This window comes from Pseudomonas sp. N-137 (assembly GCF_034555295.1).
GTDB lineage: Bacteria > Pseudomonadota > Gammaproteobacteria > Pseudomonadales > Pseudomonadaceae > Aquipseudomonas > Aquipseudomonas rhizophila.
The window spans coordinates 135893-161325 of sequence record NZ_JAXUDQ010000026.1 but is presented as its reverse complement, the minus strand read 5'-3'; the positions used below and the strand labels follow the sequence as shown (position 1 = coordinate 161325).

Annotated in this window: 26 protein-coding genes; 17 read left to right on the top strand and 9 right to left on the bottom strand. The window is 61.3% G+C overall.

Translation table 11 applies throughout. The annotated features are described in order from the left end of the window. The first annotated feature begins 142 nt into the window (after positions 1-142). A complete protein-coding gene (locus T3A99_RS18255; RefSeq protein WP_047229897.1) occupies positions 143-439 on the top strand; it encodes a hypothetical protein in 297 nt (98 codons plus the stop codon). Positions 440-538: 99 nt separating this feature from the next. Here the strand turns inward: T3A99_RS18255 and hpaR (T3A99_RS18250) are convergent, their stop codons facing one another. Together hpaR (T3A99_RS18250) and hpaA are read right to left on the bottom strand one after the other, a co-directional pair. Continuing rightward, complete coding sequence (gene hpaR / locus T3A99_RS18250) at positions 539-961, bottom strand: homoprotocatechuate degradation operon regulator HpaR (RefSeq protein WP_047229898.1); 423 nt, start codon at positions 959-961, stop codon at positions 539-541. A 123-nt stretch (positions 962-1084) separates the two neighbouring features. Then, positions 1085-1990, bottom strand: a complete 906-nt coding sequence (gene hpaA, locus T3A99_RS18245) for a 4-hydroxyphenylacetate catabolism regulatory protein HpaA (protein WP_076385117.1) — start codon at positions 1988-1990, stop codon at positions 1085-1087. Between the two features lie 186 nt (positions 1991-2176). Here hpaA and T3A99_RS18240 point away from each other — a divergent pair, with 186 nt between their 5' ends. From T3A99_RS18240 to hpaI, 8 genes are all read left to right on the top strand, one after another. Next, positions 2177-2854, top strand: coding sequence for a fumarylacetoacetate hydrolase family protein (locus tag T3A99_RS18240; protein WP_047229900.1), 678 nt, complete (start codon positions 2177-2179; stop codon positions 2852-2854). After that, positions 2851-3621, top strand: coding sequence for a fumarylacetoacetate hydrolase family protein (locus T3A99_RS18235; RefSeq protein ID WP_107321715.1), 771 nt, complete (start codon positions 2851-2853; stop codon positions 3619-3621). The genes T3A99_RS18240 and T3A99_RS18235 overlap by 4 nt, the downstream gene beginning before the upstream one ends. A gap of 5 nt (positions 3622-3626) precedes the next feature. Further along, positions 3627-5087 (top strand): 5-carboxymethyl-2-hydroxymuconate semialdehyde dehydrogenase, encoded by a 1461-nt coding sequence (hpaE, locus tag T3A99_RS18230; RefSeq protein ID WP_047229902.1) that lies wholly within the window; start codon positions 3627-3629, stop codon positions 5085-5087. 232 nt (positions 5088-5319) lie between these two features. Then, positions 5320-6177, top strand: a complete 858-nt coding sequence (hpaD, locus tag T3A99_RS18225) for a 3,4-dihydroxyphenylacetate 2,3-dioxygenase (RefSeq protein WP_107321714.1) — start codon at positions 5320-5322, stop codon at positions 6175-6177. Between the two features lie 76 nt (positions 6178-6253). Further along, positions 6254-6646, top strand: a complete 393-nt coding sequence (locus T3A99_RS18220) for a 5-carboxymethyl-2-hydroxymuconate Delta-isomerase (RefSeq protein ID WP_047229904.1) — start codon at positions 6254-6256, stop codon at positions 6644-6646. A 50-nt stretch (positions 6647-6696) separates the two neighbouring features. Continuing rightward, positions 6697-8001: an MFS transporter gene (locus T3A99_RS18215; RefSeq protein WP_047229905.1), complete on the top strand. Its 1305-nt coding sequence runs from the start codon at positions 6697-6699 to the stop codon at positions 7999-8001. Between the two features lie 12 nt (positions 8002-8013). Beyond that, a complete protein-coding gene (gene hpaH, locus T3A99_RS18210; protein WP_047229906.1) occupies positions 8014-8817 on the top strand; it encodes a 2-oxo-hept-4-ene-1,7-dioate hydratase in 804 nt (267 codons plus the stop codon). 14 nt (positions 8818-8831) lie between these two features. Continuing rightward, positions 8832-9629: a 4-hydroxy-2-oxoheptanedioate aldolase gene (hpaI, locus tag T3A99_RS18205; protein WP_107321713.1), complete on the top strand. Its 798-nt coding sequence runs from the start codon at positions 8832-8834 to the stop codon at positions 9627-9629. A 139-nt stretch (positions 9630-9768) separates the two neighbouring features. On the opposite strand, the gene hpaR (T3A99_RS18200) is transcribed toward hpaI, so the two are convergent. From hpaR (T3A99_RS18200) to T3A99_RS18190, 3 genes are all read right to left on the bottom strand, one after another. Beyond that, positions 9769-10191, bottom strand: coding sequence for a homoprotocatechuate degradation operon regulator HpaR (hpaR, locus tag T3A99_RS18200; RefSeq protein ID WP_047229908.1), 423 nt, complete (start codon positions 10189-10191; stop codon positions 9769-9771). A 133-nt stretch (positions 10192-10324) separates the two neighbouring features. After that, positions 10325-11266 (bottom strand): p-hydroxyphenylacetate 3-hydroxylase reductase component, encoded by a 942-nt coding sequence (locus T3A99_RS18195; RefSeq protein WP_047229909.1) that lies wholly within the window; start codon positions 11264-11266, stop codon positions 10325-10327. Between the two features lie 71 nt (positions 11267-11337). Beyond that, the gene (locus T3A99_RS18190) at positions 11338-12507 is read right to left on the bottom strand and encodes a p-hydroxyphenylacetate 3-hydroxylase oxygenase component (RefSeq protein ID WP_047229910.1); all 1170 of its coding nucleotides are present in this window, start codon (positions 12505-12507) and stop codon (positions 11338-11340) included. 313 nt (positions 12508-12820) lie between these two features. On the opposite strand from T3A99_RS18190, the gene T3A99_RS18185 reads away from it, so the two are divergent. The 6 genes from T3A99_RS18185 to T3A99_RS18160 all read left to right on the top strand — a co-directional run bounded on the left by T3A99_RS18185 (position 12821) and on the right by T3A99_RS18160 (position 17777). Beyond that, positions 12821-14119, top strand: a complete 1299-nt coding sequence (locus tag T3A99_RS18185; RefSeq protein ID WP_047229911.1) for an NAD(P)/FAD-dependent oxidoreductase — start codon at positions 12821-12823, stop codon at positions 14117-14119. A 108-nt stretch (positions 14120-14227) separates the two neighbouring features. After that, positions 14228-14593: a cupin domain-containing protein gene (locus T3A99_RS18180; protein ID WP_047229912.1), complete on the top strand. Its 366-nt coding sequence runs from the start codon at positions 14228-14230 to the stop codon at positions 14591-14593. 52 nt (positions 14594-14645) lie between these two features. Next, entirely contained in the window at positions 14646-15305 is a 660-nt protein-coding gene (locus T3A99_RS18175) for a helix-turn-helix transcriptional regulator (protein ID WP_107321711.1), read from the top strand. A 97-nt stretch (positions 15306-15402) separates the two neighbouring features. Then, positions 15403-16224 (top strand): molybdenum cofactor biosynthesis F family protein, encoded by an 822-nt coding sequence (locus T3A99_RS18170; protein WP_322834651.1) that lies wholly within the window; start codon positions 15403-15405, stop codon positions 16222-16224. Next, positions 16217-17017, top strand: a complete 801-nt coding sequence (locus T3A99_RS18165) for an SDR family oxidoreductase (protein WP_322834650.1) — start codon at positions 16217-16219, stop codon at positions 17015-17017. The genes T3A99_RS18170 and T3A99_RS18165 overlap by 8 nt, the downstream gene beginning before the upstream one ends. Continuing rightward, on the top strand, positions 17010-17777 hold the full coding sequence (locus T3A99_RS18160; protein ID WP_274090842.1) for an SDR family oxidoreductase: 768 nt from the start codon (positions 17010-17012) through the stop codon (positions 17775-17777). The genes T3A99_RS18165 and T3A99_RS18160 overlap by 8 nt, the downstream gene beginning before the upstream one ends. Positions 17778-17937: 160 nt before the next feature. Here the strand turns inward: T3A99_RS18160 and feaR are convergent, their stop codons facing one another. The 3 genes from feaR to T3A99_RS18145 form a co-directional block, all read right to left on the bottom strand. Then, a complete protein-coding gene (gene feaR / locus T3A99_RS18155; protein WP_139050440.1) occupies positions 17938-18900 on the bottom strand; it encodes a transcriptional regulator FeaR in 963 nt (320 codons plus the stop codon). 123 nt (positions 18901-19023) lie between these two features. After that, positions 19024-19644: a DUF3156 family protein gene (locus T3A99_RS18150; RefSeq protein ID WP_322834649.1), complete on the bottom strand. Its 621-nt coding sequence runs from the start codon at positions 19642-19644 to the stop codon at positions 19024-19026. Beyond that, positions 19589-21088, bottom strand: coding sequence for an APC family permease (locus tag T3A99_RS18145; protein WP_139050442.1), 1500 nt, complete (start codon positions 21086-21088; stop codon positions 19589-19591). Before T3A99_RS18145 ends, T3A99_RS18150 begins: the two co-directional genes overlap by 56 nt. A gap of 292 nt (positions 21089-21380) precedes the next feature. Between T3A99_RS18145 and T3A99_RS18140 the strand changes: the two genes are divergently transcribed. Next, positions 21381-22709 (top strand): alginate export family protein, encoded by a 1329-nt coding sequence (locus T3A99_RS18140; RefSeq protein ID WP_281460150.1) that lies wholly within the window; start codon positions 21381-21383, stop codon positions 22707-22709. Between the two features lie 39 nt (positions 22710-22748). Here the strand turns inward: T3A99_RS18140 and T3A99_RS18135 are convergent, their stop codons facing one another. Next, a complete protein-coding gene (locus T3A99_RS18135) occupies positions 22749-23720 on the bottom strand; it encodes a methyl-accepting chemotaxis protein (RefSeq protein WP_047229920.1) in 972 nt (323 codons plus the stop codon). A gap of 213 nt (positions 23721-23933) precedes the next feature. On the opposite strand from T3A99_RS18135, the gene T3A99_RS18130 reads away from it, so the two are divergent. Further along, entirely contained in the window at positions 23934-25421 is a 1488-nt protein-coding gene (locus T3A99_RS18130; protein ID WP_322834648.1) for an aldehyde dehydrogenase family protein, read from the top strand. Positions 25422-25433 lie beyond the last annotated feature (12 nt).

The following is a 25433-nucleotide window of genomic DNA, read 5'->3' as shown; positions in this document are numbered from 1 at the left end:
GAACGGCGAGTTGATACGAAATCGCTGACTTCGAGCCTTGCCGACACACAACGTCGATACACCTTCGCGTTTAACTGTGATCACCGGACAGCAGCACACCCGTTGCCACCGGCCCACTCAATCAAGCGCAAGGAGAATCACCATGTTCACTTTCTCGAAAGTTTCGTCCCTGGCAATCGCTCTGACACTGATGGGCGGGCTCGGCCTGTCAAACATCGCTTCGGCCACGGCCATGAGTGCAGCGGCGAAGGGTCAGGCTGCACAGTTGGTGGTTGAAGGCGGCTCCGATCGTCTGAGCCAGAACCGCGTAGCCGAAGGAGGCTCCGATCGCCTGCTTCAGAACCGCGTGGCTGAAGGTGGCTCCGATCGTCTGCTTCAGAACCGCGTGGCCGAGGGTGGCGCTGATCGTCTTCAGGAACTGCGCGAACGCAACGCTTAAGAGTTGCCGATAGCCGTGCCGAGTTTGGATCGAAGTCTCAGCGCAATGGATTATTCGGGGTTAGGGAGCTTGCCCTCTCACCCCGAATGTTTGCCTGGCTCACGGCTTGATGTTCTTCAGCTCGTTGAGCAGCGCCAACAGTTGCTGCATCTTTTCTTCACCAAACTGGTCTTCGATGCGGCGATAGTTGCTTTCCATCCCCTCACTCATCGACACGAAGCACTGCTGCCCACGCTCGGTCAGCCCTACGAAAACCCGACGCTGATCCTGGCTCGACTTCTGCCGACGCACCAGCCCATCACGCTCCAGACGGCTGAGCACACCGGTCATGCTGGGTTTGAGGATGCAGGCCTGATGAGCGAGCTGGTGGCTCTCCAGCTCTCCTTGCTGATGCAGGATACGGATCACCCGCCATTGTTGTTCCGTAAGGTCATGCTGGTTCAGCGCCGGGCGGAAAAAAGCCATGGCCGCTTCGCGCGCTTGCAACAGGGTCAGTGTCAATGAAGGTCTGGGGTTGGCCATGTTCGGACTGTTTGGATGGACGAGCTGGCAGCTTAGTGTTGCGGACAAGCGGCTGCAAGAAACAACGCCGCGCACTGGACGGCTGCATGACGCCGGTGGCGAGTGCTCCACCAGCAGCGACGCTCAACGCAACCCCGATTGCCGCTGGCGATACTCCCCTGGTGTGAGCCGGGCGTAGCGCTGGAAGAAACGACTGAAATACGCCGGGTCCTTGAACCCGAGCTGGTAGCAGATTTCATTGGCTGAACTGCCGGTAAACAACAGCAACCGCTTGGCCTCCTGCATCAGCCGTTCCATGATCAGTTGCTTGGAAGGCAGGTCGGCGATCCGTCGGCACACATCGTTGAGCCGCGCCTCGGTGACGCCGATGCCCTCGGCGTAGCGCGACAACGGCCAATGTTGCAGATAGTGAGCTTCGATCAGCTCATTGAAGCGGTGGAAAATCTTCAGGTCCTCATGCCGGGCCGGTCGTGCCTGCAGAGAATTGGAACACAGACGCAGCAGACTGATCATGATCAGCCGCGTCAAACCGTCCAGCGCCGCGCTGCGCCCCGGCCGCTCGGCACAGACCTCCTCGCTCAGCTCCTCGAACAGGTACTCCAGTCGCCGCACCTCCCCCGCCTGTTCCGGCCCCAACTGCGCCAACGCAACGCAGGCCGCAGGCATTTGCACACCCGCCGGCGCCAGGCTCGGATCAGCGTCGATCAACTGCCACACCAATTGCTGACGAACGGTCAACACATGCCCGTCACTGTCGGCTTCGGTCACAAAGGAATGGGGAATGGTGGGTGGCGTAAGGAAAAACATAGGCCCGGATTCGACGTATTGCTGGTCGTCCAGATACACCCGTACGGCGCCGCTTTTCACGTAGTGAACCTGAAAGAAACGGTCATGCCGATGCACCGGCATATTGCGACCGAAGAAACCCGCCAGGTTGGCAAGCCGATCGTAGTGAACCTCGGCATCGCTGTAACGCTGGTCGTACACCTGGCCAATGTTGATGTTGGGGATTGGCTGACGGTCAGTCATCACGCATTTCTCGTTTTTTATTCTGATTCAGGCAGCGGCTTGGATTCATCCTGCGCCGATTTCCCGAGGGCAACCAGTGTCCGGTGATTCTGCCACGCTTGACGATAGTTAACATCTTAATTATAACTGTTAACACATTAACAATATCTGCAGAGCCCTCATCTCTGCCGCTGCCAGGAGACAAGCATGAGCCGTGCCCTGCATGACGTCGCGACCGGCACCCTGTTTGGGGTTGCACTGAACTATCAGGGGCTGCTGAAACAGCGCCTCGCCGAGTTCGAGCAACCGCCTTACCAGAAGCCGCCGGTCAAACCGGTGTTGTTCATCAAGACACCCAACACCCGCAACCGGCACGACGCCGACGTGGTTCATCCAGGTCACGGCCAGCGGCTGCAACCGGGGCCCGCGCTTGGCGTGGTGATGGGCAAGTCGGCCAGCCGTGTCAGCGCCGCCGAAGCACTGGACTATGTGGCCGGCTATACCGTGGTCAATGAATTCAGCCTGCCGGAAGACAGCTATTACCGCCCCGCCGTCAAGGCCAAGTGCCGGGACGGCTTCTGTGCCATCGGGCCTGAACTGGTGCCCACGGCCAACGTTGCCGACCCCCATAGCCTGACAATCAGGCTGTACGTCAACGGCGAGGTGCGCCAGCACAACAACACGGCCAATTTCGTTCGCAACATTCCCCAATTGATCGCCGAGATCAGCGAGTTCATGACGTTGCATGCCGGCGACGTTCTGATCACTGGCACGCCCGAGGGCCGGGTTGATGTCGTGCCTGGCGATCGCGTCGAAGTGGAGATCAGCGGCCTGGGCCGCCTCGTCAATAGCGTTGTGGCCGAGCACACAGGAGCACGTTCATGAAACACGCGCGCATTGGTTTTGAAGGCCAGGTCCACACGGTCACCGTTGAAGCTCACAACGCCGTTCGCCTGGCCGACGGTAGGCTGCTGGCCGAGGATCAGGTCCAGTGGTTGCCGCCGGCCACCGGCAGCATGTTCGCCCTGGGCCTGAACTACGCCGATCACGCCGCCGAACTGGCGTTCAAGCCGCCAACCGAACCGTTGGCGTTCATCAAATCCCCGGGCACCTACACCGGCCACAACCAGATGACCTGGCGCCCCGACAACGTCGCTTACATGCACTACGAGTGCGAGCTGGTGGCGGTCATCGGCAAAGCCGCGCGCAACGTCAAGCGCGAGGACGCGCTGGGTTACCTGGCCGGTTACACCGTGTGCAACGACTATGCGATCCGCGACTACCTGGAAAACTACTACCGCCCCAACCTGCGGGTGAAAAACCGTGATGCCACCACACCTGTCGGCCCGTGGATGGTCGATGTGGCCGATGTACCGGACCCCGGCAACCTGAAATTGCGTACCTGGATCAACGGCGAACTGCGCCAGGAAGGCTCGACCCGCGACATGATTTTCGACATCCCCTACCTGATCGAATACCTGTCCAGCTTCATGACCCTGCAGCCCGGCGACATGATCGCCACCGGCACACCCGAAGGTCTGGCGGACGTGGTGCCCGGTGATGAAGTAGTGGTGGAAGTGGAAGGCGTCGGCCGCCTGGTCAATCGAATTGTCAGCGAAGCCGAGTTCTTCGCATCCCGTAAAGAGGCGTGAGCAGCATGATCAAGCACTGGATCAACGGCCGTGAGGTCGAAAGCAAAGATGTGTTCGTCAACTACAACCCGGCCACCGGTGAAGCCATTGGCGAAGTTGCCAGCGGCGGCGCCGAAGAAGTTGCCCAGGCCGTGGCTGCGGCCAAGGACGCTTTCCCGAAGTGGGCCAACACGCCGGCCAAGGAGCGCGCCCGACTGATGCGCAAGCTCGGTGAACTGATCGAGCAGAACGTGCCGAAACTGGCCGAACTGGAAACCCTCGACACTGGCTTGCCGATTCATCAGACCAAGAACGTGCTGATCCCGCGCGCCTCCCACAACTTCGACTTTTTCGCCGAAGTCTGCACGCGGATGGACGGCCACACCTATCCGGTCGACGACCAGATGCTTAACTACACCTTGTACCAACCAGTCGGTGTCTGTGCATTGGTCTCGCCCTGGAACGTGCCGTTCATGACCGCAACCTGGAAGACCGCGCCGTGCCTGGCGCTGGGCAACACCGCCGTGTTGAAAATGTCCGAGCTGTCGCCGCTGACCGCGAACGAGCTGGGGCGCCTGGCGGTGGAAGCCGGCATTCCCAACGGCGTGTTGAACGTGATCCAGGGTTACGGTGCCACGGCCGGCGACGCATTGGTGCGGCATCCGGATGTGCGGGCGATTTCCTTCACAGGCGGCACCGCCACCGGCAAGAAGATCATGCAGACCGCCGGGCTGAAAAAGTATTCGATGGAACTGGGCGGCAAGTCGCCGGTACTGATTTTCGAAGACGCCGACCTTGAACGGGCCCTCGACGCAGCGCTGTTCACCATCTTCTCGCTCAATGGCGAACGTTGCACCGCCGGCAGCCGGATCTTCATCCAGGAAAGCGTCTACCCACAGTTCGTGGCCGAATTCGCCGCCCGGGCCAAACGCCTGATCGTCGGTGATCCGCAAGACCCGAAAACCCAGGTCGGCTCGATGATCACCCAGGCCCACTACGACAAGGTCACCGGCTACATCAAGATCGGCCTCGAAGAAGGCGCCACGCTCCTGGCCGGCGGTCTGGAGCGCCCGGCCAACCTGCCGGCGCACTTGAGTCGCGGCCAGTTCATCCAGCCGACAGTGTTCGCCGACGTGGACAACAACATGCGCATCGCCCAGGAAGAAATCTTCGGCCCGGTGGTGTGCCTGATCCCGTTCAAGGACGAAGCACAAGCCTTGCAACTGGCCAACGAGACTGACTATGGGCTGGCCTCGTACATCTGGACCCAGGACATCGGCAAGGCCCATCGCCTGGCCCATGGCATCGAGGCCGGCATGGTGTTCATCAACAGCCAGAACGTGCGCGACCTGCGCCAGCCTTTCGGCGGCGTGAAGGGTTCCGGAACCGGCCGCGAAGGTGGACAGTACAGCTTTGAAGTCTTCGCCGAGATCAAGAACGTCTGCATCTCCATGGGCGGGCATCACATTCCGCGCTGGGGGGCATGATCACAGACAAATCGGGTGATTAACCTTGTGGCGAGGGGATTTTTTATCCCCGCTGGGCTGCGCAGCAGCCCTACACCCGACGACTCGGTGTGTCAGGCCTATTGAGGGGCCGCTCCGCGCCCCAGCGGGGATAAATCCCCTCGCCACAAGTGCAGTGATCTACCCAGAGCATCAAGACCCGATTCACCCGTTATCCGAGATTCAACAAGAACAATTTTTCAGGAGAATCATCATGGGCGAAGTCGTCCTGGCTGCGAAAATCTGCCACGTTCCCTCGATGTACCTGTCGGAGCTGCCGGGCAAACACCACGGCTGCCGCGCAGCGGCCATTGCCGGCCATAAGGAAATCGGTCGCCGCGCCCGTGAACTGGGCGCCGACACCGCCGTGGTGTTTGACGTGCACTGGCTGGTCAACAGCGCCTACCACGTCAACAGTGGCGCGCACTTCAAAGGCATCTACACCAGCAACGAGTTGCCGCACTTCATCAAGAACATGGAGTACGAATACTCCGGCGCTCCGGAACTGGGCGAATTGATCGCCGCCGAGGCCAATGCCGCCGACGTGCGCACCCTGGCCCACAACATCCCGAGCCTGGAGCTGGAATACGGCACGCTGGTGCCCATGCGCTACATGCACATGGATGTTCCGCAAGACCAGAAATTCAACGTGGTGTCGGTTGCCGCCTGGTGCGCCTGGCACCGTCTGCAAGACAGCTTCACCTTCGGTGCCGCCGTGCGCCGGGCCATCGAAAAAAGTGATCGCAAGGTGCTGGTGCTGGCTTCCGGCTCGCTGTCGCACCGCTTTTCCGATGATCGCAATGCCGAAGCCAACATCCACAACTGGACGCGCGAGTTCGACAAACAGGTCGACCTGCATGTCGTGGAGCTGTGGCGCCAGGGTCGCTGGAAAGAGTTCTGCGCCATGCTGCCCGATTACGCCGAGCACTGTTTCGGTGAGGGCAAGATGCATGACACCGCCATGCTTCTGGGGCTGCTCGGTGGGCCGGACTATGCCAAACCCGCCGAAATCATCACCGAACCTTTCGGCAGTTCCGGTACGGGCCAGATCAACGCCATTTTTCCAGTTTGAGCCACAGCGGCAGCCGACCACCCTCGACTTGCCGCTTGAAGCTTGCCACTCACAGCTGCCGACGCAGGAGGCCTCCATGCCCCACTTCATTGCCGAATACACCGACAACATCGAACAACAGGCCGATCTGCCCGGCCTGTTTGAAAAGGTTCACACCCTGCTGGGTGACAGCGGTGTGTTTCCCCTGGGTGGTATCCGCAGCCGTGGTGTGCGCCTGGATACCTGGCGCATGGCCGACGGCAAGCACGACTATGCCTTCGTCCACATGACCTTGAAGGTCGGCCATGGCCGTGACCTGGCTACCCGCCAGAAAGTGGCGCAAAAGCTCTTTGAAGTGATCACCGCGCACTTCGCCGAACTCCAGGCCCAGCGCTTGCTGGCGCTGTCGTTCGAGATGATCGAGCTGCACGAACAGCTCAACTTCAAGGCCAACAACGTTCACGCCTTCCTCAACGCCCAGGCCCATTAAACCCGCCTGCCCGTTCGCCCTTCGGCCTCTCTGACAAAAAGTACAAAATCATGAGCACAGCCAATACCGCCGACACTGCCGGCACAATCGCCCACGACCGCACCCATGCCACCGTCACCTGGCGACTGATGCCATTGCTGTTGGTCTGCTACCTTTTCGCCCACCTGGACCGCATCAACATTGGCTTTGCCAAGATGCAGATGAGCGCCGACCTGCAGTTCAGCGACACGGTCTATGGCTTCGGCGCGGGCCTGTTCTTCATCGCCTACGCGCTGTTCGGCGTGCCGAGCAACATCGCCCTGGACCGGGTCGGCCCGCGCCGCTGGATCGCCACGCTGATGGTGGTCTGGGGGGCTTTGTCCACCGGCATGTTCCTGATCGAAAGCGCCGCTGGGTTCTACGTGTTGCGCTTTCTGCTGGGGGTGGCCGAAGCCGGGTTCTTCCCGGGCATTCTGGTCTTTCTCAACCGTTGGTACCCGGCACGACGCCGCGCCCAGGTGACCGCGCTGTTTGCCATTGCCGTGCCGATGGCCGGCGTGATTGGCGGGCCCTTGTCGGGCGGCATCCTTGAACACTTTCATGACTTCGGTGGCCTGCGCGGCTGGCAGTGGATGTTCGTCATCGAAGGGCTGCCGGTGATTCTGCTCGGCCTGGTGGTGCTCAAGTGCCTGCCGGACAGTTTCGAGACGGTCAACTGGCTGACACCGCAAGCCAAACAGCAATTGCGCGCGCAACTGAGCGTTGAAGAACAACGCAAATCCATCACCTCGTTCTCGGCGATTCTCAACAACCCGCAGGTCTGGTTGCTGGTGGCGGTGTATTTCGCCGTGATGCTGGCGGTGAACACCCTGGCTTTCTGGATGCCCACGTTGATTCACGGCGCCGGAATCGGCAGTGACGGTCAGGTTGGATTGCTCAGCGCCGTGCCGTATCTGGCCGGCTGCTTTTTCATGATCGGCTGCGGCCGTTCGTCAGACCGCCATCGCGAACGGCGCTGGCACCTCTGCGTACCGCTGCTGATGGCGGCGGCAGGCATTGCCATCGCCGGTCTCTCACCCACCAGCCCAACCCTGGTACTGGGTGGCCTGATCATCGCGGGTATGGGTGCCAGTGCAGCGTTGCCGATGTTCTGGCAACTGCCACCGGCCTTCCTGTCCAACAGCACCCAGGCCGCCGGCATCGCACTGATCAGCTCCTTCGGCAGCATTGCCTCATTCCTGGCGCCCTATCTGATCGGCTGGATGCGCGACACCACCCAGAGCGCCAGCCTGGCCCTTTATGTGCTGGCGCTGCTCATCGCCGTGGGGGGCCTGCTGGTGCTTCGCACCCAGGCCGCCATCGTCAACCCTCAATAAGAGATGCTCTTCATGCTCGATCAAAACCTCATCCAGCAGGCCGCCGCCCGCCTCGACCACGCAGAACGTTCGCGCGAACAGGTGCGGCAGTTTTCCCTCGACCATCCGCATATCACCCTGGACGACGCTTACGCCATCCAGCGCGCCTGGGTTGCGCAAAAGATCAAGGACGGCCGCAAGCTGGTCGGCCACAAGATCGGCCTGACCTCCCGGGCCATGCAGGTCTCGTCGAACATCACTGAGCCGGACTATGGTGCCCTGCTCGATGACATGTTCTTCGACGAGGGCACCGACATCCCGTTCGAGCGCTTCATCGTGCCCCGGGTGGAAGTGGAACTGGCGTTCATCCTCGGCAAGCCGTTGAAAGGCCCGAACGTGACGGTATTCGACGTGCTGGACGCCACCGAATGGGTGATCCCGGCACTGGAAATCATTGATGCCCGCATCCAGCAGATCGATCCACAAAGCAAGGCCACCCGCAAAGTCTTCGACACCATCTCCGACAATGCCGCCAACGCCGGCGTGGTCATGGGCGGGCGCGCGGTGCGCCCCACTGAAATCGACCTGCGCAAGGTGCCTGCGGTGCTCTACCGCAACGGCGTGATCGAGGAATCCGGCGTCTCGGCAGCGGTGCTCAATCACCCGGCCAAAGGCGTGGCCTGGCTGGCGAACAAACTGGCGGCCTACGACGTCACCCTGCAGCCGGGGCAAATCATTCTAGGTGGCTCCTTCACCCGTCCCGTGGCGGCCAACCCGGGGGATACCTTCCATGTCGACTACGACATGCTCGGTTCCATCGCTTGCCGTTTCGTCTGATCGGAGACTGACTCATGGACATGCCCATCAATACCTTCAAGCAACGGCTGCGCAGCGGTGAGGCGCAGATTGGCCTGTGGCTGGGCCTGGCCGACGCCTACTGTGCGGAACTGGCGGCCAACGCCGGCTTCGACTGGTTGTTGATCGACGGCGAACACGCGCCCAATGATGTGCGCGGGATGCTCGGCCAGCTCCAGGCCGTGGCCCCCTACCCCAGCCAACCGGTGATCCGCCCAGTGGTCGGCGACACCGCATTGATCAAACAGGTGCTCGACATCGGTGTGCAAACCTTGCTGGTGCCGATGGTCGAAAGCGCCGGCCAGGCTCGCGAACTGGTGCGCGCCATTCACTACCCGCCTCAAGGCGTCCGAGGCGTCGGCAGTGCGCTGGCCCGTGCATCACGCTGGAACAGTATTGCCGGTTACCTCGATAAGGCCGACGAACAGATGTGCCTGCTGGTGCAGATCGAAAGCCGCGAGGGCCTGGCCAACCTGGATGCCATCGCCGCAGTGGAAGGTGTTGACGGGGTCTTCATAGGTCCGGCGGATCTGAGCGCGTCCATGGGTTTTCGTGGCAATCCCGGGCATCCGACCGTGCAAGCCGCCATCGAGGACGCCATCGCCCGCATCCGCCAGGCCGGCAAAGCGGCCGGGATTCTCAGCGCCGATGAACAGCTCGCCCGGCGTTATATCGAGCTGGGCGCTGGGTTTGTCGCGGTGGGGGTGGATACAACCGTGTTGATGCGCGGTTTGCAAAGCCTTGCGGCGACGTTCAAAGACACACCAAAACCTGCGGCTAGAGGTGTGTACTGATAGCAACACAAACCTCTGTGGAGAGGGGGCCTGTGGGAGCAAAGCTTGCTCGCGAAACCGGCACCTCGGTTTCTGAGAGACCGCGGTGCCTTCATCGCGGGCAAGCCTTGCTCCCACAGACGTTAACCAACCCGGGATCTCAACGCCTGATCGCTTTCAGGTCATTGAGCAACTCCAGCAACGTCTGCAACTTCTGCTCCCCCAACTTGCCCTGCAAACGCTGGTAATTCTCTTCCATGCTCTGGCTCATCGAATCGAAGCTCGCCTGCCCCTGCGGCGCCAGGCGCACCAGCACCCGCCGCTGATCCTGTTCGGCCTTGCGCCGTTCCACCATGCCCGCCGCTTCCATGCGCGTCAGCACGCCGGTCATGCTCGGTTTGAGAATGCAGGCCAGTTCAGCCAGGCGATTGATCTCCAGTTCGTCGTGCTGGCTGAGGATACGGATGACTCGCCATTGCTGTTCGGTCAAACCGTGCTGGTTGAGGGAGGGACGGAAAAAACCCATGGCCGCTTCACGGGCCTGTAGAAGGGTGAGGGTCAAGGATTGGCGCGGTTTGGGCATAGGTGTGTTCGCGAGGAAATTTAGTTAATGAGTTAACTAAATCTTAACAGCTTCGGCGCCAAGTTACCTTGGGGCGAAGGGATTTCTCTCCTCGCCACAAGGCTGAGTGTCGCGCTTGAACCCCTGTAACAACTCAAGCGCCTTTGATGACGCCTTTGAGCACGGCCTTGAAATGCTCCACCTGTTGCTCGCTGAACTGGCCGAATACCTTGTCCTGCTGCTCCTTGGCAATTGCCCAGAGTCCTTCGGTTTCGTCCACGCCCTTGACGGTCAGACGCACTCGCTCGCCCTCATCGGTGACCAGGCCCTTGCGCTTGAGGTTAGCCACGGCCTCTTCGATCTCACGCGCCGGCATCGCCACTTCCCGTTGCAGGTCGCACAGGTTCAGCCCTGCATCGTTTTCCAGCACCATCAACATCCGTGCTTCGCTGGTGCGCAGCCCGGTGGACAGCTGGCGCGGCTGGTAACTGGCCTGATAGGCCCGCAGCGCCTGGGTCATCAGGTAATACAGGTTGTGGCTCAAACGGCCCTGGAAGTGACTGCTGGGGGACTGTCCCTCCTCCCGTTTGGTCATGCGGGTGTGGGGCAAGATCATCGAGTAGGCGCCCTGGTGATAGAGCAACGGTGAGCGGCCGTAATCATCAAACGCCACGACTTTACCGATCATGATCCAGTGATCACCGCCATCGACCTGTTGGAATTTTTCACAGTGAAAACGCGCCGAGCAATCGACAAACACCGGAGCACCTCCCTCCCCGGCCTCGAACTGGATCTCGGCGAACCGATCCTCCTTGGGCCGAGCGAAGTTGTTCGACAGGTCGATCTGATCGGCGGCCAGCACGTTCACCGCAAAATGGCTGGCGGCCTCGAACACACCGTGACTGCTGGAGCGCTTGTCGATGCTCCAGAGAATCAGCGGCGGATCCAGGGACACCGAGTTGAAACTGTTGGCCGTCACACCGACCTTGCGACCATCTTCGGCGGCCGCGGTGACCACGGTCACGCCAGTGGCAAAGTTACCCAGGGCCCGGCGAAACGCACGGGTGTCGAAAGCGCTATCGCACACATCAGACATACAAGACTCCCGGCCGCCTCAGTCGACGGCCTCAATTGTTTTTATATGAGCCAGGCTCAGCGAGCAGGCGGTCAAACCATGGTGGGGTCGGGCTCCAGGCCCATCAGTTCACGGCCCAGAATCTGCGCGCAGACGTCGTAGTCGGTGTAGGCGTGAGCACCGGTCAAATGGGCATCGCGGAACAGTCGTTGCAGTTCATTGGTCTCGAACCAGGCGCCACCCCCGGCTGCTTCCATCAGGCGATCCACTGCCTGAATGCACATTTTGGTGGCGTACCCCTGGTTGGTCCGCCAAAACGCCAGGGTTTCGCGGCTGGGGTATTGGTGGCGCTCACTGTGCTCGGCATGCTCTTGCCAGGTTTTCTCCAGAAACGCCCGGGCTGCCGCCACCTGATGAGTGGACTCGGCCAGGCGCATCAGCGCTGGAGTGGCGGCGCCGACCGCCGCGCCGGTGTAGGCGCGCACGCGGGTTCGGGTTTTCTCGCGAAAAACCTCTAGCATGCGTTCCGCCACACCCAGGCTCACGGTGGAGAAACCGCTGGCGAAATACGGGCGATACGGCGAGTAGAAAATCTTGCTGTCGGGGTACAGGCCAAACCCGGCGGATTTGCCTTCCATCATGTCCTTGGCTTTCTGAATCCGGTGTTCCGGCACAAACGCGTTGTCGATGATCAAGGTCTTGCTGCCACTGCCGCGCATGCCTACCGCGTACCAGTCATCGCGGATTTCATAATCGCTGCGAGGCAGCACCGCGAAGCAATAGTCCTGGGTTCCTTCGGCATTTTTGCGGCGAAATCCCACGATCGCCCACTCGGCATGGTCACAGCCGCTGCTCCAGCCCATTTCGCCGCTGAACATCACACCGCCCTCGACCTCCTCGGTGCGACCGAAAGGTGCAATGCTGCTACTGGCAGTCGCATCGGGATCGTCACCCCAGACTTCTTCCTGGGTTTTGGCCGGGAACATTGCCAATTGATGGCTGTGGGTGCACAACAGGCTCATGGCCCAGGCGGTGCTGGCGCAGGAGCCGGCCAGCAACGCGATGCAGTCGGCGAACTGCGGTAGCGATATTTCCATGCCGCCGTACTTTTTCGGCTGGAAAGCCCGGTGCATGCCGATACCTTTGAGCAAGGCTATATTTTCGACAGGAACGCTACGGTCCTTCTCTGCCTGGAAGGCATTGGCGGCAATGACCGGCAGGATAGGCTTGAGGTCTTCGAGCAACGGATTTGGCTTTTTCATGGACGGGCTCTTTTATTATTGGCATCTGCCGATCCCGCCTTTGCCCGGCAACCCGGTGCTGCAGAAATGGCGGAATCAGTGATTAAGGCCCGTTCAGTATGGGTAATCCGGGGCAACTGAAAAATGCACCTTCCAGACCCAAGATTGTACTTTCCACGGTGCGACCTTCACTGCCATGGCGCGCTCGATCAAATCCGCCGGCACGGATGATCAAGACAGGCGCCAGCACCAGGGCTCTTAATAGGGCCATCGCGTGCAGTGTCTTGCGAAGGCGCTTGTCACGGCGTTTCTTTTCACTTTGTCAGGTTGCGTCATGATCAATATCGAAACGCCCACCTATTACACCGCCACCAAGAAATACAACCTCAGTTTCCCAACCCTGGAACAGGACGTGGAAGCCGACGTCGTGGTGATTGGCGGCGGTTTCTCCGGCATCAATACCGCGCTGGAACTCGCTGAAAAAGGCATTACCAATATCGTGGTGCTGGAGGCGCGTTACCTGGGGTTCGGCGGCACCGGGCGCAATGGCGGGCAGATCATGGCCGGCATCGGCCATGACCTGGAAAAAATCAAGAAGGATGTGGGAGAAGACGGGCTGCGGCAGGTCTTCGAGATCAGCGATCTGGGCGCGGACATCATCAAGGACCGCATCGCCAAGTACGACATCGATGCCGACTTCTGCCATGGCTACGGCTACATGGGCTTCAACGCTCGCCAGGAAAAAACCCTGCGGGCCTGGGAAAAAGACTTCAAGTCGATCAACAGCAAGCATGAGATCCGCTTTCTCGGCGGTTCCGACGTGCAGCAAATCATCGGGTCCAAGGCCTACAGCAGTGCATTGCTGCACATGGGCGGCGGGCACGTGCATTCGCTGAACCTGTTGCTGGGCGAAGCCAAGGCACTGGTCAGCCACGGCGTGCGGATTTTCGAGAACAGTCCGGCCCTGGAAGTCAGCTACGGCGAGCGCATCACCGTGCGCACCGGGCGTGGCTCGGTCAAGGCCAGCAAGCTGTTGTGGGCCTGCGACAGCTTCCTCAACAAACTGGAGCCGGAGCTGCATCGCTCGACCATCAATACCTATGCCTTCCAGATGATGACCGAGCCATTGTCGGAGGAGCTGATCCAGCGCATCAGCCCGATTCGCGGCGCCTACAGCGATATTCGCCCGGTGATCGACTACTACCGCGTCACCAATGAAAACCGCCTGCTGTTCGGTGCGGCGACGCCGTTGATAGAACACATCCCCCAGGACCTCAAGGCCTGGAATCGGCGCCTGATGCTGAAGATTTTCCCGTACCTCAAGGACGTGAAGATCGACCTGGCCTGGGGCGGCCCGATGGCGTGCAGCCCGAACCTGTTTCCGCAGATCGGCACCCTGCCCGGCCGCAGCAATGCGTTTTTCGTCCAGGGCTATTCAGGCTTTGGCGTCACCCCCAGCCACATCATCTGCAAGGTGCTGGCCGAAGGCATGAGCGAAGGCTCGGCGCGCTACGACCTGGTCAGCTCCGTCAGGCGTCCGACCATCATCGGCAAGGACGCCATCCGTCCACTGCTGCTGACCGCCGGCAAGTCCTGGCACCAGCTGTCGGGTTACTGGAATGGCCGTCGCTGATGGCCATGATGCCAGTCAGTTAGGCGCTCCCACAGATCCCAGCGCCTTCACGGACCGGTACTAGACATACATACCCGCTGTTTTTTTCACTCATCAGGAGTCACTGCCATGCCCCTTATCAACCTCAAGAAAGACATCCAGCTGTCCGACCTGGACGCCTGGGGCACCGTCGCCGATCTCGGTTCGCAGATTCTCGAAGGCGAAGTCAAAGCCTTCGGCAAAATGACCTTCGGCGCCCCCACCGATGCGGTCAGCAGCGCCTACTTCGGCACGACCAAGGGCAAGTTCCGAATGGTTTATCCGTTCGCCGAACAGGCCACCGTGGTCACTGGCGAAGTGGTGCTGACCGATGAAGCCAGCGGCCAGAGCACCCGCTACAAGGCCGGCGACAGCTGGTTCGTGACCAAAGGTACGCCGGTATTGTGGGAAGTGGTCAGCGAAAGTTTTGTCAAACACTACTTCGCGGTAGTCTGACCGGACCCGGCTGCCGGATTCACCGGCAGCCCTCTTGGCGAAGGTTGCGAGCATGTACGTCATCCCCTCCCAGGACATCGCCGGCCATTGCCTGCACGCGTTCACCCAGCTCGTTCCCGCCAGTCGAGCGGCCTTCTATTGCGTCGACCGACAGTTGCAAGCCCATGACTTCAGCCTGCATGGCATGAGCGGCGAGATGCATCGCGACTATCTGGACAATTATCGCCAGTTCGATCCGTTGCAGCCGCGCAACTACGTTTCCAGCGACCTGGCCGTGGTGCCTCTTGGGCTGGCCATGGCCCGCCAGCCAATCCGTGACAGCCATCGCTACCGCCATTTTTTACAGCGCTACGACGTGGTGGATGTGGTGGAAGTCTTCGCCCATTGGGGCAGTCGGCCTCAAGCGGCTATTTCCTTGTTGCGCACCGCCGAGCAAGGCGTCTTCACCAGCGAGCAACTGACGCAGCTCGCAGCGCTGCAAGCGTTACTGCAACTGGCCGTCGCCAACCTGCCGCCGCAGGACGACTCGCTCAGTAGCCTGACCCCCAAGGAACGCCAGATAGCGTTGCTGCTGCGCCAGGGCGTCAGTAACAAAGAGTTGGCCCGAGAGCTGGACGTCGGCCTGCCCACGGTCAAGACGCATCTGATCAACCTGTTTCGCAAGACCGGCGTGAGCAATCGAACCGAGCTGGTCAGCAGCCTGTTCCTCTAAGCCATTGCCTGTGCCGGTTCAACCATTCGGTTGATGGGCCAGCCCCGCGCAAGGCGCCATGATCCGGGTGGCTATCTCATCCAACCGGAGTCTTGCAATGACCACACCTACAGACTGGATCACCGTCGGCGCCCTGGCCGACGGCTTTGCCCCTGAAGCGTTCATCCTGCCGAACCTGGCCGACCTGAACGGTAAGACCTTCACCCTGAATTTCGCCAATGGCTGGCAGATCGAACACCGCTTCGAACAGCAAACCCTGTCATGGAACGCAGCCGATGGTCATTCCAGCGGCACCGCGCCTTATCGGGCCACGTCGGTGCGGCCAGGCCTCTACCTGGTGGATTTCGTCAAGCACGAAGGCGCACAACCCTGGTCGGTCAGCCTGGTACTTGATACCGCTCACGCGGCGTTCACCGCAGTGATCGGCAGCATGCCCGGGCAAGAACAAACTCGCGAAGGTCTGTACAGCCGCGCGCTGGCCGGCCAGCCACTGACGGGCGTGAAAGTGGAGTTCCTTCACGGCAGTCTCGACCGCCCCTGGCAGCAGGGCCTGTGCCCACATGCACCGACCACCGAACTGGTGGGCCTGCGCAACCTGTATCGCTACAGCCCCAGCGAAGTCTACGAACACATCTATCTCAACGACCGGTTCTATTCCTGGCAGTGCCTCAAGGGTGTCGAACAGGGCCTGTGCGATACCGACCGGTGTGACACCTACAAGATCGCCGATCAGTTGTACCTGTTCGTCTGGCGGGAAAAGATCATCCCGACCCTGGGCCTGGTGCTGATCGACATGCATCAGCACCGCAGCGACGGCAAGATTTTCGGTTATGCCGGCGCGTCTTTCGATGAGTTTTCCAATTTCCCCGTCAGTTCCTACTGCCAGGTTCTCAACCGGACGGAATATCCCGATGCCTGAATTGCGCACCATCGTGATCACGGGCGCGGGCACTGGCATCGGTGCCGCCTGCGCCCGGTTGTATGCCGCTGACGGCGCCAACCTGGTGCTGATCGGCCGACGCCGCGAACCTCTGGCGCAACTGGCCGAGGAAATAGGCGGCCTGGTGCTGGTGGGCGATGCCGCGTGCCCGACGACCTGGGACGGCTTCGTCGCACAGATCCGCGAGCGTTATGGCCGGCTCGATGTGCTGCTGGCCTGCGCTGGCGGCATGGGCCTGGGCAGCGCCACCCAGACCAGCCCGCAGACCTGGGAAGCGGCCATGCGCAGCAATCTCGACAGCGCCTTCTACAGCGCCCGGGCGTGCCTGCCGCTGCTGCAGGAAAGCGCTGGCAACATTGTGCTGATCGCATCCATCGCGTCGTTGGCGGCAGGCCCGCAAGTTTGCGGCTATACCACCGCCAAGCACGCGCTGCTGGGGCTGACCCGCTCCCTGGCGCGCGATTACGGCCCGCGCGGGGTGCGGGTCAACGCCGTCTGCCCGGGCTGGGTGCGCACGCCGATGGCTGATGAGGAAATGCAGGTCTTGATGCAGTTTCACGGCGAAACGCTGCAGCAGGCCTACGACAGGGTCTGCGCGGACGTGCCATTGCGCAGGCCCGCCAGCGCGCTGGAGATTGCCCATGTGTGTCGCTTCCTGGCCTCGAATCAAGCCTCGATCATCACTGGCGCGGCACTGGTGGTCGACGGTGGCTCCAGCATCGTAGACGTACCAACCCTGGCCTTCAGCCGGATGGAGGTCATGGATGCCTGATGATCTGGATTTCAGCGCAAAAACGGTGCTGGTCACAGGCGGTGCCCAGGGTATAGGCCGGGCCATCGTCGAAGCCTTCGCCTGGCGTGGGGGCCGTGTGGTGATCGCTGACCTGGACCTGGCACAGGCCGAGGCGGTGGCGAGCGAATTGACCGCTACAGGTTGTCAGGTACAGGCCGTGGGCGTGGACCTGGCCGATGCAACGGCGATCAGTACGCTGATGGCTGATCTGGAGCAGCGTCTGGGGAGGCTGGATGTTCTGGTGCACAACGCCGGGTACTTTCCCCTGACACCCTTTGCCGGGATCACACCAGCGATGCTTGAGCGCACGCTGGCAGTCAACCTTTCGGCGCTGTTCTGGCTGACTCAGGGAGCATTGCCGATGTTCCGTCGGCAGGGCCAGGGCTGCGTGCTGGTGACCTCCTCGGTCACCGGCCCGCGGGTGGCTTATCCAGGGCTCAGTCACTATGCGGCGTCCAAGGCCGGAGTCAACGGGTTCATCCGCAATGCGGCACTGGAACTGGCGAGTGAGCATATCCGGGTCAACGGCGTCGAACCCGGGATGATCGCGACACCGGCCATGGCGAACCTGGGGGATGATGCGGTCAATCAAGACATCGCCCGTCGGGTACCGCTGGGACGCCTGGGCACCCCGTCCGACATCGCCGGCGCCATGCTCTTTCTGGCATCGGACCTGGCCGCGTATGTGACCGGACAAACCCTGGTGGTGGACGGCGGCTCGACCTTGCCCGAAGTTTGAGCGTGTGGGAGCGGTGCGTCGGCTGGCGATGATGTCGACGCAGCCGTCATCACCGGCAGCCCTGCTCCCACAGCCCCATCCTCCCCCCATCCACTGTGGGAGCGAGCCTGCTCGCGATAGCCGTGGGTCAGCTTGAGCCGACCCTGAATGCGCCCACCACTCAAACCACCCCCTGTACCTGTTGCAGATGGCTGGCACGAAATTCCTTGGGCGATAGCTCGAACTGTTTCTTGAACGAACGGCTGAAATGGGCCGAATCGGTGAAGCCCCATTTGTAGGCGATCGAAGTGATGGATTCGTCCCGCAGGAACGGATTGGTCAGGTCATCGGCGCTGCGCTTGAGCCGGGCCCGCTGGATGTAGCGGCAGACGCTGTCATCCTGTTCTTCGAATAAACGGTACAGGTGGCGCACCGAAATGTTCAGACGGTTGGCCAGGCCCACCGGGCTCAAGCCGGGCTGGGCCAGGGACTCGTCGATGACTTTCTGCACATAACTGCGCAAGTGACTGCCTTGCAACGCAACGCCGTCATCCTCCGATCCGGTGCCCTGTTCCAGGGCCGAACCGAGCAGCGAAACAAACGCATTCTGCAAGGCTTCGCCTTCTCCTGTGGCGCCCTCACCGTCGGGAGTGTCCTTGCACAGCTGATCCATCAAGACGTGCAACATGCGCCCACAAGCCTTGCGCGAGGAGATCTTGCCGAAGGTCCGGGTTTCCCCGCCCAGTTTCCTGGACACATCCTGGCGGGACAGAGACAACACCGCGTGTTCAATCAGGCCGAACGGGCTGATCTCGAGCGAGCCCACCGAATCCATCAATAGCAGTTCGCCGGGCGCCAGCTGGATGCTCAGGCCGTTCTGAGTAATGCGCGAGTATCCACTGCGCTGACTGACCAGGAAGCAATCCTGGTCGTCATCGTGGTCGGGATTTGGCGAGTGACGCTTGATACAGCCAGCGTTGGTACGCAAGTTGGCGAGGGAAAGACCGCCACGGAAGAAATTCGACACCTCACCGATAAACAGCGCGCGATTAAAGGCCAGTTCCGTCTCGAAATGGCCGCAAGTCGCGCGCAGATCCCGGTTCCAGGTCTCCAGCCCGTCTTGCCCAACCTGATGCATACTCATGGCGCTCTCCGCAGTGGCTTATTGTTTTTGTACGGCAATAGTTAACATGTTATCTATATGCACGCAACAAGTACCTGATCGCCAGAGCAGTAGCACAATTGATGCCAGGGCAAAGCCCACAAATCAGAGTGTTCCCAGCACCCTTTGCAAGCCGCTCAAGACCGCCCACAAGGCAATCCGTTGCTCGCGGCTCAAAGCAATGTAGCGCCGAAAGGCCGGCATCCGATTCACCACCTCACTGCCGCCCATGTGCTCCAGCCGCACGCACCACTGGTGGTCTTGCAGATCGATGCGCAGGCGTTTGAAGTCCAGCGGCATGAGGGCTTGGTACAGCGCCGGATCGCCCTCTATCGCCGTCTTCAAACGAGCCGACATCTGATTGTCCCCTTCCTTGAGCCGACAACGAATACCCTGGCGACGCACGGCCCCGCCATGGTGCAGTTCCACGCGTGCCGTGCCCTCTCTCGACGCAGGCACGCGCAGCACGAACTCGGTCATCACCAGGTGCATCAACAACTGCGACTCGGTGCGCTCGACGATCTCCACCTGCAAGCAACCATCATCGGTGACGGCCATCGCCGTCACCGGGCCGGACATCTCGAATCGCGCCAGCCCGAGGTTGCGCCGCAAGTGTTCCAGCGTCACCCCGGGACGATAACCGACCGGGGCGCGGTGGGCACTGAACAGCTCAGACAGTCTTCGCAGCACGTTCGTCAAACTCGCTGACAGGTTGCCCTGGCTCATGGGAAAACTCCTTGGCCAGCACGTCTTCCACCGACGCGGGCTTGAATGGATTGACCTTCTGCACCACCAGGGTCCAGAACAAGGCGTAGGCCGCAGTGCCACCGAGCATCACCGCGAATGGAACGTAAATGTCTGCCGGATTCATGCCTGGTGGAGTGATGAACCACATGCCGATGACGATGCCGACACTGGACAGGATCTGAGGCAGCGGGAAAAACGGTGAGCGATAGGCCCGTGGCAGATCCGGACGACGGATCCGCAGGCTGATCACCGACACGGTCACCAACAGGTAGGCAAAACTCCAGGCACACACTGCAGCCAGCACCAGGTGCATGATGTTGTCGGTATTGCCGCCGAGCCACAGCGCGTGCAGACAGGGAATCAGCATCGCCACAAGGATGCACAGCACGGGGGTCTTGAAACGAGGGTGCAGATAGGTGAAAAACCGCGGCAGCGCACCATCCACCGCCATGCCATACAGAATCCGCGGCACACCGGCCATCAGGGTGTTGATGGTCGCCGCTCCGGCAAACAGGAAGCCGATCCCCAGCCACATCGGGCCGATATCGCCCATGACCTGCTCGGCGAATCGCGGAATCGCCATGGGCGTGTCCAGCAAGTGCACGCCGCTGGTGGCATCGAGCAGCACGTTTTCGACCTGGCGCTTCATCGCCGCGCCATAAATGAACATGCACGTGGCAACGCCGAACAACCCCAGCATCATGGCCCGCGGCATGGTCGTGGCCGAGCGCCGCAGGTCCGGCGCCAGTGGCGTGACGAACTCGCAACCGACAAACATGAACATGGCCATGCCCACCAGCGACAGCACCGTCACCAGGTCGGTGCCCACCACGGATGCGCCAAACCACCCCTCCAGCTCCACCGCCGGAGCGGCGATCAAGCCCAATACGCCGAACACCATCAGGGTCGTCCACATGCCGAACGTGAGGATGATCTCGGCCCGGCCGAAGGCGCTGACACCAAACGCGTTCAGCACGCCGAAGACCACGACGAACCCTACGCCCAACAGCCAGGAGCCACCCGCCGATTCGGCCAGGGTGTTGAGGTGCTCGAAATTCACCAGGGCCATGACCCCGGCCAGGATCGTTTCCGCAGTCCCGGCGAACACATGGACAATCAGGTAGGCCGACAGCGTACCGGTGATTGCAAAAAAGCGTCCCATGCCACAGTTGATGTAGTCGTAGACCGAGCCGGTGGTGGGCAGGATCGAGGCGGCTTCGGCGAAGGTGGTCGCCTGGGCCAGCATCATGACCACGGCGATCAACATCGCCACGGCAAAGGCGCTGCCGCCAATACCGAAGCCCATGGTGGCGGTGAGAATCACCGGGCTTGCCATGATCAGGCCAATGGTGCTGGCCAACGCGGTGGGAAAGCCCACCGTACCCCGGTTCAAGTGCTCGGTGAGCCTGTCATTGATCGACATCGTGAAGATCCTCGAAAGCGGATTTTTAGTATGGATGCCACTGCCGTCCAGGAGCCGGCGCTCAAGCCTTCCCCAGCCAGTCCCTGATCGAAACGGCGTCGCGTGCAGGATCACTGTGCGCCGCCCTCGGCCCGAGCGTCTTGCCCGTGTCTGCCGCCGGTTTTGTTGCTGCCTGCCAGCGCTCGCGCCTTGGCGGGCTGGATCAATTATCTGGCAGGCAGGTAAAAGACTTCCCTGCCCCGGTCTCCCCTTAATGGGCGCTCTGATGTCCTATCACACTGGGGAAAACACCATGGAGCACACCCGCAATACACCTTTGCTGCGCAACGCCATCGGCCTTGGGATCGCCCTGCTGGTGGCTGATTCGTCGGCCCAGGCCTATGAGCTTTACGCCGACGACGACACCACGGTTACCGGCAACTTCCTGGCGGTCTACGGGATGTTCAATAGTCGCAAGAACTATGACGGCACCCGCGGCGGCTCAAGTTGGCGTGAGGGTTTTATCAAGTATGGCCTGAGTATCGACCAGACACTCGGTGCCATGGGCAGCGTCTACGGGACGGCCAATCTGGTCAGCTCCGGCACCTGGGGCGACGGCGATGCCGCGGGCCTGAGCGACGGATCCGAACGCACCACCAAGTTCGATGAAGCGTTTGCCGGCTGGCGTTCAGGGGATCTGTTCCCGGCGCTGGGCAAGGACGGCGTCGACCTGTCCTACGGTCGCCAGGTCATTACCCTCGGCGATGGCTTCATCATCAATGACGACGGTCTGAATCTGGGCAAAGGCGTGGCCGACGGTGAGTTCAACCGCGGCGGCGCCTATTACCTGGCGGCCCGTCATGCCTTCGACAAGACCGCCGTGCTGCGCCTGGGCGGCCAGGAAGGCGTACACGGCAGCCTGATGTGGATCAAGTCCGACAACCGCGCCCAGGCCAATACCGAAATGGCCGCCGGTACCCTGCAATACAGCGCAGCACCAGGCACACTGGGGCTGACCTACATCCATGGCATCGACGTCGATGATCGCTACGCCAGCGAGTTCCAGAAGCAGCGCGAAGGCATGGACATCTACAGCCTGCGGGGCGCGGGGAATGCCGGCATCGACAATGCCCACTTTGCCTTCGAATATGCCTGGCAGGACAAGGACGCGGGCCCGGAGAAAGCCTGGTACACCGAAGCCGGCTACACCTTCGCTGAGCTGCCCTGGTCCCCGGACCTGACCTATCGCTACAGCCGCTACTCCAAGGACTGGGACTCGATGTTCAACGGCACGAGTCGCGGCTATGGCACCTGGTTCCAGGGCGAAGTCACCGGCAACTATTCCGGGCCGTTCAACAGCAACACCGCTGTCCAGCACCTGGGGCTCAAGCTCAAGCCAACAGAGGCAGTGACTATCGGCGCGCTATTCTTCGACTACAAGACCCTGCACACCCGCGACGCGCTGAATCTCGATGGACGGGAGCTGGACCTGTATGTGGAATGGGCCGTGAACGAACACCTGATCGTCACGCCACTGGTGGGTCTGTACAAGCCGGAAAAGGACGCGAGCAACGGCGGCAATCAAGTGAATGGCAACGGCACCAATGTCTACAGCCAACTGGTGGTAGCGGTTCCATTCTGAAGCAACCGGGAGCTGCCCCGAAGGCAGCTCCCGGGCGGATTATTGTTTGTGCTGATGCAACATGGTCTGGATCTGATGGGTCGCCTGACGAGTGCTTTCTGCCAGTTTGCGCACCTCATCGGCCACCACGGAAAAACCGCGCCCGACCTCGCCCGCCCTGGCCGCTTCAATGGCGGCGTTCAAGGCCAGCAGATTGGTCTGCTCGGCGATGCCCTTGATCACCCCCACCACGGTGGCAATCTGGGCGTAGGTCACTTGGTTCTGCTCCAGCATGCGCTGGTGGGTGGATTGGGCCGAGCGTTCATCGCTGATATCGCGCACCGCACCGATGACCCGAACCAGGCGTGCGTGCGAATCCCGTAACGCCCGACCACGCTCGCGACACCAGATGTAATCCCGGCTCTTATGGCGCATCCGGTATTCGAATACGTACTCGCCGCTGCCCTGGGAGCCAAGGATTTCCCGCTCGAAAATCGCCATGATCTTTGGCAGGTCGTCAGGGTGGGTGATGCTGACCTGGGCATCCCAGCCATCGGGTAACTCATCGGCGGTGTAGCCCAGCAGCGAGCGAAACTGACTGGAAAAACGCATGGCGCTGGCGGGGTGTTGCAGATCGCCATTGACCACCGTGATGTCCCAGCAGCCTTCGGTCAGGGTCGATTGCAGCAGCTCCCAGATGTGCGCTTGCTGCTGGAGTTGCTGCAACTGCTGGCGGTGTTCATCCAGGCGTGCTTCAAGCCGATGCTCGCGCTCCAGGGCCTGTTCCAACTGCTGGCGAGTCACCTCAAGTTCATGCTCACGTTGCCGGCCTCGCGCGCTCTGCTCGCTCACCTGTGCCTGGGCATTGTGCAGGTCTTCGCTTGCCTGCGTCATCTGCCGTGCGTGTTGCTCAAGACAGTCCCGCAGTGACGGATACACCTCCAGCATCGGGGCGTCGCCGCCCTCTCCGGCCAATGCGCGTTGTATTTGCGCGATCAACGCCAGCTTCTGTTTGTTGGTCTGGAGAAACATCGCCCGCCCCTTTGCCCGTCAGTCGAAACACTGATCTGAACGCAAACCGGTCGCGCTGGCTTGTACATGGCTGCAATGGCTTTTGCTCCTGGCTGCCAGCCCCTCCCGGAAACTGGCAGCCACAGACATACCCCGCGGCAGGCACAGTCAAGCCGCATCGGCCCCCAGGGATTAACCTCCAGACTTTCCCTTGCCCGCGATCAGGAAACCCTCATGAGCGATATTGCCCTGCTGCCTCAGGTCGAAGCTTTTCTCGCCCGACACCACGCGCTGTTCATCGACGGTCGTTATGTCCAAAGCCAAAGCGCGCAGACGCTGGACGTCGTCAACCCCGCCACCGGCCAGGTCATCGCACAGGTCAGCGAAGCCTCGCCAGGCGATATCGATGCGGCGGTGGAGTCGGCGCGGCGCGGGTTCAAGCAGTGGTCTGCGCTGGCACCGGCGGTGCGCGGTCACGTGCTGCTCAAGCTGGCGGACCTACTGGAGCGCCATCGCGAAGAACTGGCGCAGATCGAAACCTGCCAGTCGGGCAAGATCATCCAGATATCCCGCGCTTTCGAGGTCGACCAGGCCGCGCATTTTTTGCGTTATTACGCCGGCTGGGCCACCAAGATCAGCGGCCAGACCATCACCCCGTCGCTGCCCTCCTTCGCCGGTGAACGCTACACCGCGTTCACGCTGCGCGAACCGGTGGGCGTGGTGGTCGGCATCGTGCCGTGGAACTTCTCCACCATGATTGCCATCTGGAAACTCGCCTCGGCACTGGTGACCGGCTGCAGCATCATCATCAAACCCAGCGAGTTCACGCCGCTGACCATCCTGCGCATCGCCGAACTGGCCATGGACGCGGGCCTGCCACCGGGTGCCCTCAACGTGGTGACCGGCGGTGGTCAAGTAGGCAAAGGGTTGATCGAGCACCCTGGCACAAACAAGGTTTCGTTCACCGGTTCCGTGCCAACCGGCCTCGCCGTCGGCCAGAGCGCCATGGGCGCCGGGCTGACCCGTGCCACACTGGAACTGGGCGGCAAGAATGCGGCGGGTTTTCTGCCGGACGTGGCGGCGGACGTGGCGGTCAACGGCATCATCGAAGCGGGTTTTCTGCACTCAGGGCAAATCTGCGCGGCGGCCGAGCGGTTCTTTGTCCATCGTTCGCAGCTTGAACCGATCATGGACAAACTGGCCCAGCGCCTGAGCAAACTCAATATCGGCTCGCCCCTGGACGAAGCCACCGAGTTCGGCCCGGTCACCAACCGCCAGCATCAGCGCAAACTCGGTGAGTTCTTTGCCAAGGCCCGGGCGCAAGACAACACCATCATTCACGGCGGCAAGTTGATCGACGGACCGGGCTGTTATGTCGAGCCGACCATCATCCTTGCCAACAGTCGCAGCGATACCTTGCTTCACGAAGAGACCTTCGGCCCGATCGCCACGTTCTTGCCTTACGACAGTGAAGAAGAACTACTGGAGCTGATGAACGACACGCCGTTCGGCCTGAGTGCCAGCCTCTGGACCAATGACCTGGGCAAGGCCCTGCGCATGGTGCCCGCCATCGAAGCCGGCACCGTATGGGTGAACATGCACACCCTGCTCGACCCGGCCGTGCCCTTTGGCGGCAGCAAGTCTTCGGGGATGGGCCGGGAGTTCGGCAGCGCCTTCATCGACGACTACACGGAACTCAAGTCCGTGATGATTCGCTACTGAGCCGCGACGTGG

Bases quoted from the DNA above. Each gene is read 5' to 3' on its own strand.
- T3A99_RS18240 (WP_047229900.1), top strand. From the start codon at position 2,177: ATGAGCCGTGCCCTGCATGACGTCGCGACCGGCACCCTGTTTGGGGTT.
- T3A99_RS18145 (WP_139050442.1), bottom strand. From the start codon at position 21,088: ATGTCGATCAATGACAGGCTCACCGAGCACTTGAACCGGGGTACGGTG.
- T3A99_RS18215 (WP_047229905.1), top strand. From the start codon at position 6,697: ATGAGCACAGCCAATACCGCCGACACTGCCGGCACAATCGCCCACGAC.
- T3A99_RS18160 (WP_274090842.1), top strand. From the start codon at position 17,010: ATGCCTGATGATCTGGATTTCAGCGCAAAAACGGTGCTGGTCACAGGC.
- hpaR (WP_047229898.1), bottom strand. From the start codon at position 961: ATGGCCAACCCCAGACCTTCATTGACACTGACCCTGTTGCAAGCGCGC.
- hpaD (WP_107321714.1), top strand. From the start codon at position 5,320: ATGGGCGAAGTCGTCCTGGCTGCGAAAATCTGCCACGTTCCCTCGATG.
- T3A99_RS18140 (WP_281460150.1), top strand. From the start codon at position 21,381: ATGGAGCACACCCGCAATACACCTTTGCTGCGCAACGCCATCGGCCTT.
- hpaR (WP_047229908.1), bottom strand. From the start codon at position 10,191: ATGCCCAAACCGCGCCAATCCTTGACCCTCACCCTTCTACAGGCCCGT.
- T3A99_RS18220 (WP_047229904.1), top strand. From the start codon at position 6,254: ATGCCCCACTTCATTGCCGAATACACCGACAACATCGAACAACAGGCC.
- T3A99_RS18135 (WP_047229920.1), bottom strand. From the start codon at position 23,720: ATGTTTCTCCAGACCAACAAACAGAAGCTGGCGTTGATCGCGCAAATA.
- hpaE (WP_047229902.1), top strand. From the start codon at position 3,627: ATGATCAAGCACTGGATCAACGGCCGTGAGGTCGAAAGCAAAGATGTG.
- hpaI (WP_107321713.1), top strand. From the start codon at position 8,832: ATGGACATGCCCATCAATACCTTCAAGCAACGGCTGCGCAGCGGTGAG.
- T3A99_RS18150 (WP_322834649.1), bottom strand. From the start codon at position 19,644: ATGAGCCAGGGCAACCTGTCAGCGAGTTTGACGAACGTGCTGCGAAGA.
- T3A99_RS18235 (WP_107321715.1), top strand. From the start codon at position 2,851: ATGAAACACGCGCGCATTGGTTTTGAAGGCCAGGTCCACACGGTCACC.
- feaR (WP_139050440.1), bottom strand. From the start codon at position 18,900: ATGAGTATGCATCAGGTTGGGCAAGACGGGCTGGAGACCTGGAACCGG.
- T3A99_RS18130 (WP_322834648.1), top strand. From the start codon at position 23,934: ATGAGCGATATTGCCCTGCTGCCTCAGGTCGAAGCTTTTCTCGCCCGA.
- T3A99_RS18165 (WP_322834650.1), top strand. From the start codon at position 16,217: ATGCCTGAATTGCGCACCATCGTGATCACGGGCGCGGGCACTGGCATC.
- T3A99_RS18255 (WP_047229897.1), top strand. From the start codon at position 143: ATGTTCACTTTCTCGAAAGTTTCGTCCCTGGCAATCGCTCTGACACTG.
- hpaA (WP_076385117.1), bottom strand. From the start codon at position 1,990: ATGACTGACCGTCAGCCAATCCCCAACATCAACATTGGCCAGGTGTAC.
- T3A99_RS18180 (WP_047229912.1), top strand. From the start codon at position 14,228: ATGCCCCTTATCAACCTCAAGAAAGACATCCAGCTGTCCGACCTGGAC.
- T3A99_RS18195 (WP_047229909.1), bottom strand. From the start codon at position 11,266: ATGTCTGATGTGTGCGATAGCGCTTTCGACACCCGTGCGTTTCGCCGG.
- T3A99_RS18185 (WP_047229911.1), top strand. From the start codon at position 12,821: ATGATCAATATCGAAACGCCCACCTATTACACCGCCACCAAGAAATAC.
- T3A99_RS18175 (WP_107321711.1), top strand. From the start codon at position 14,646: ATGTACGTCATCCCCTCCCAGGACATCGCCGGCCATTGCCTGCACGCG.
- hpaH (WP_047229906.1), top strand. From the start codon at position 8,014: ATGCTCGATCAAAACCTCATCCAGCAGGCCGCCGCCCGCCTCGACCAC.
- T3A99_RS18170 (WP_322834651.1), top strand. From the start codon at position 15,403: ATGACCACACCTACAGACTGGATCACCGTCGGCGCCCTGGCCGACGGC.
- T3A99_RS18190 (WP_047229910.1), bottom strand. From the start codon at position 12,507: ATGAAAAAGCCAAATCCGTTGCTCGAAGACCTCAAGCCTATCCTGCCG.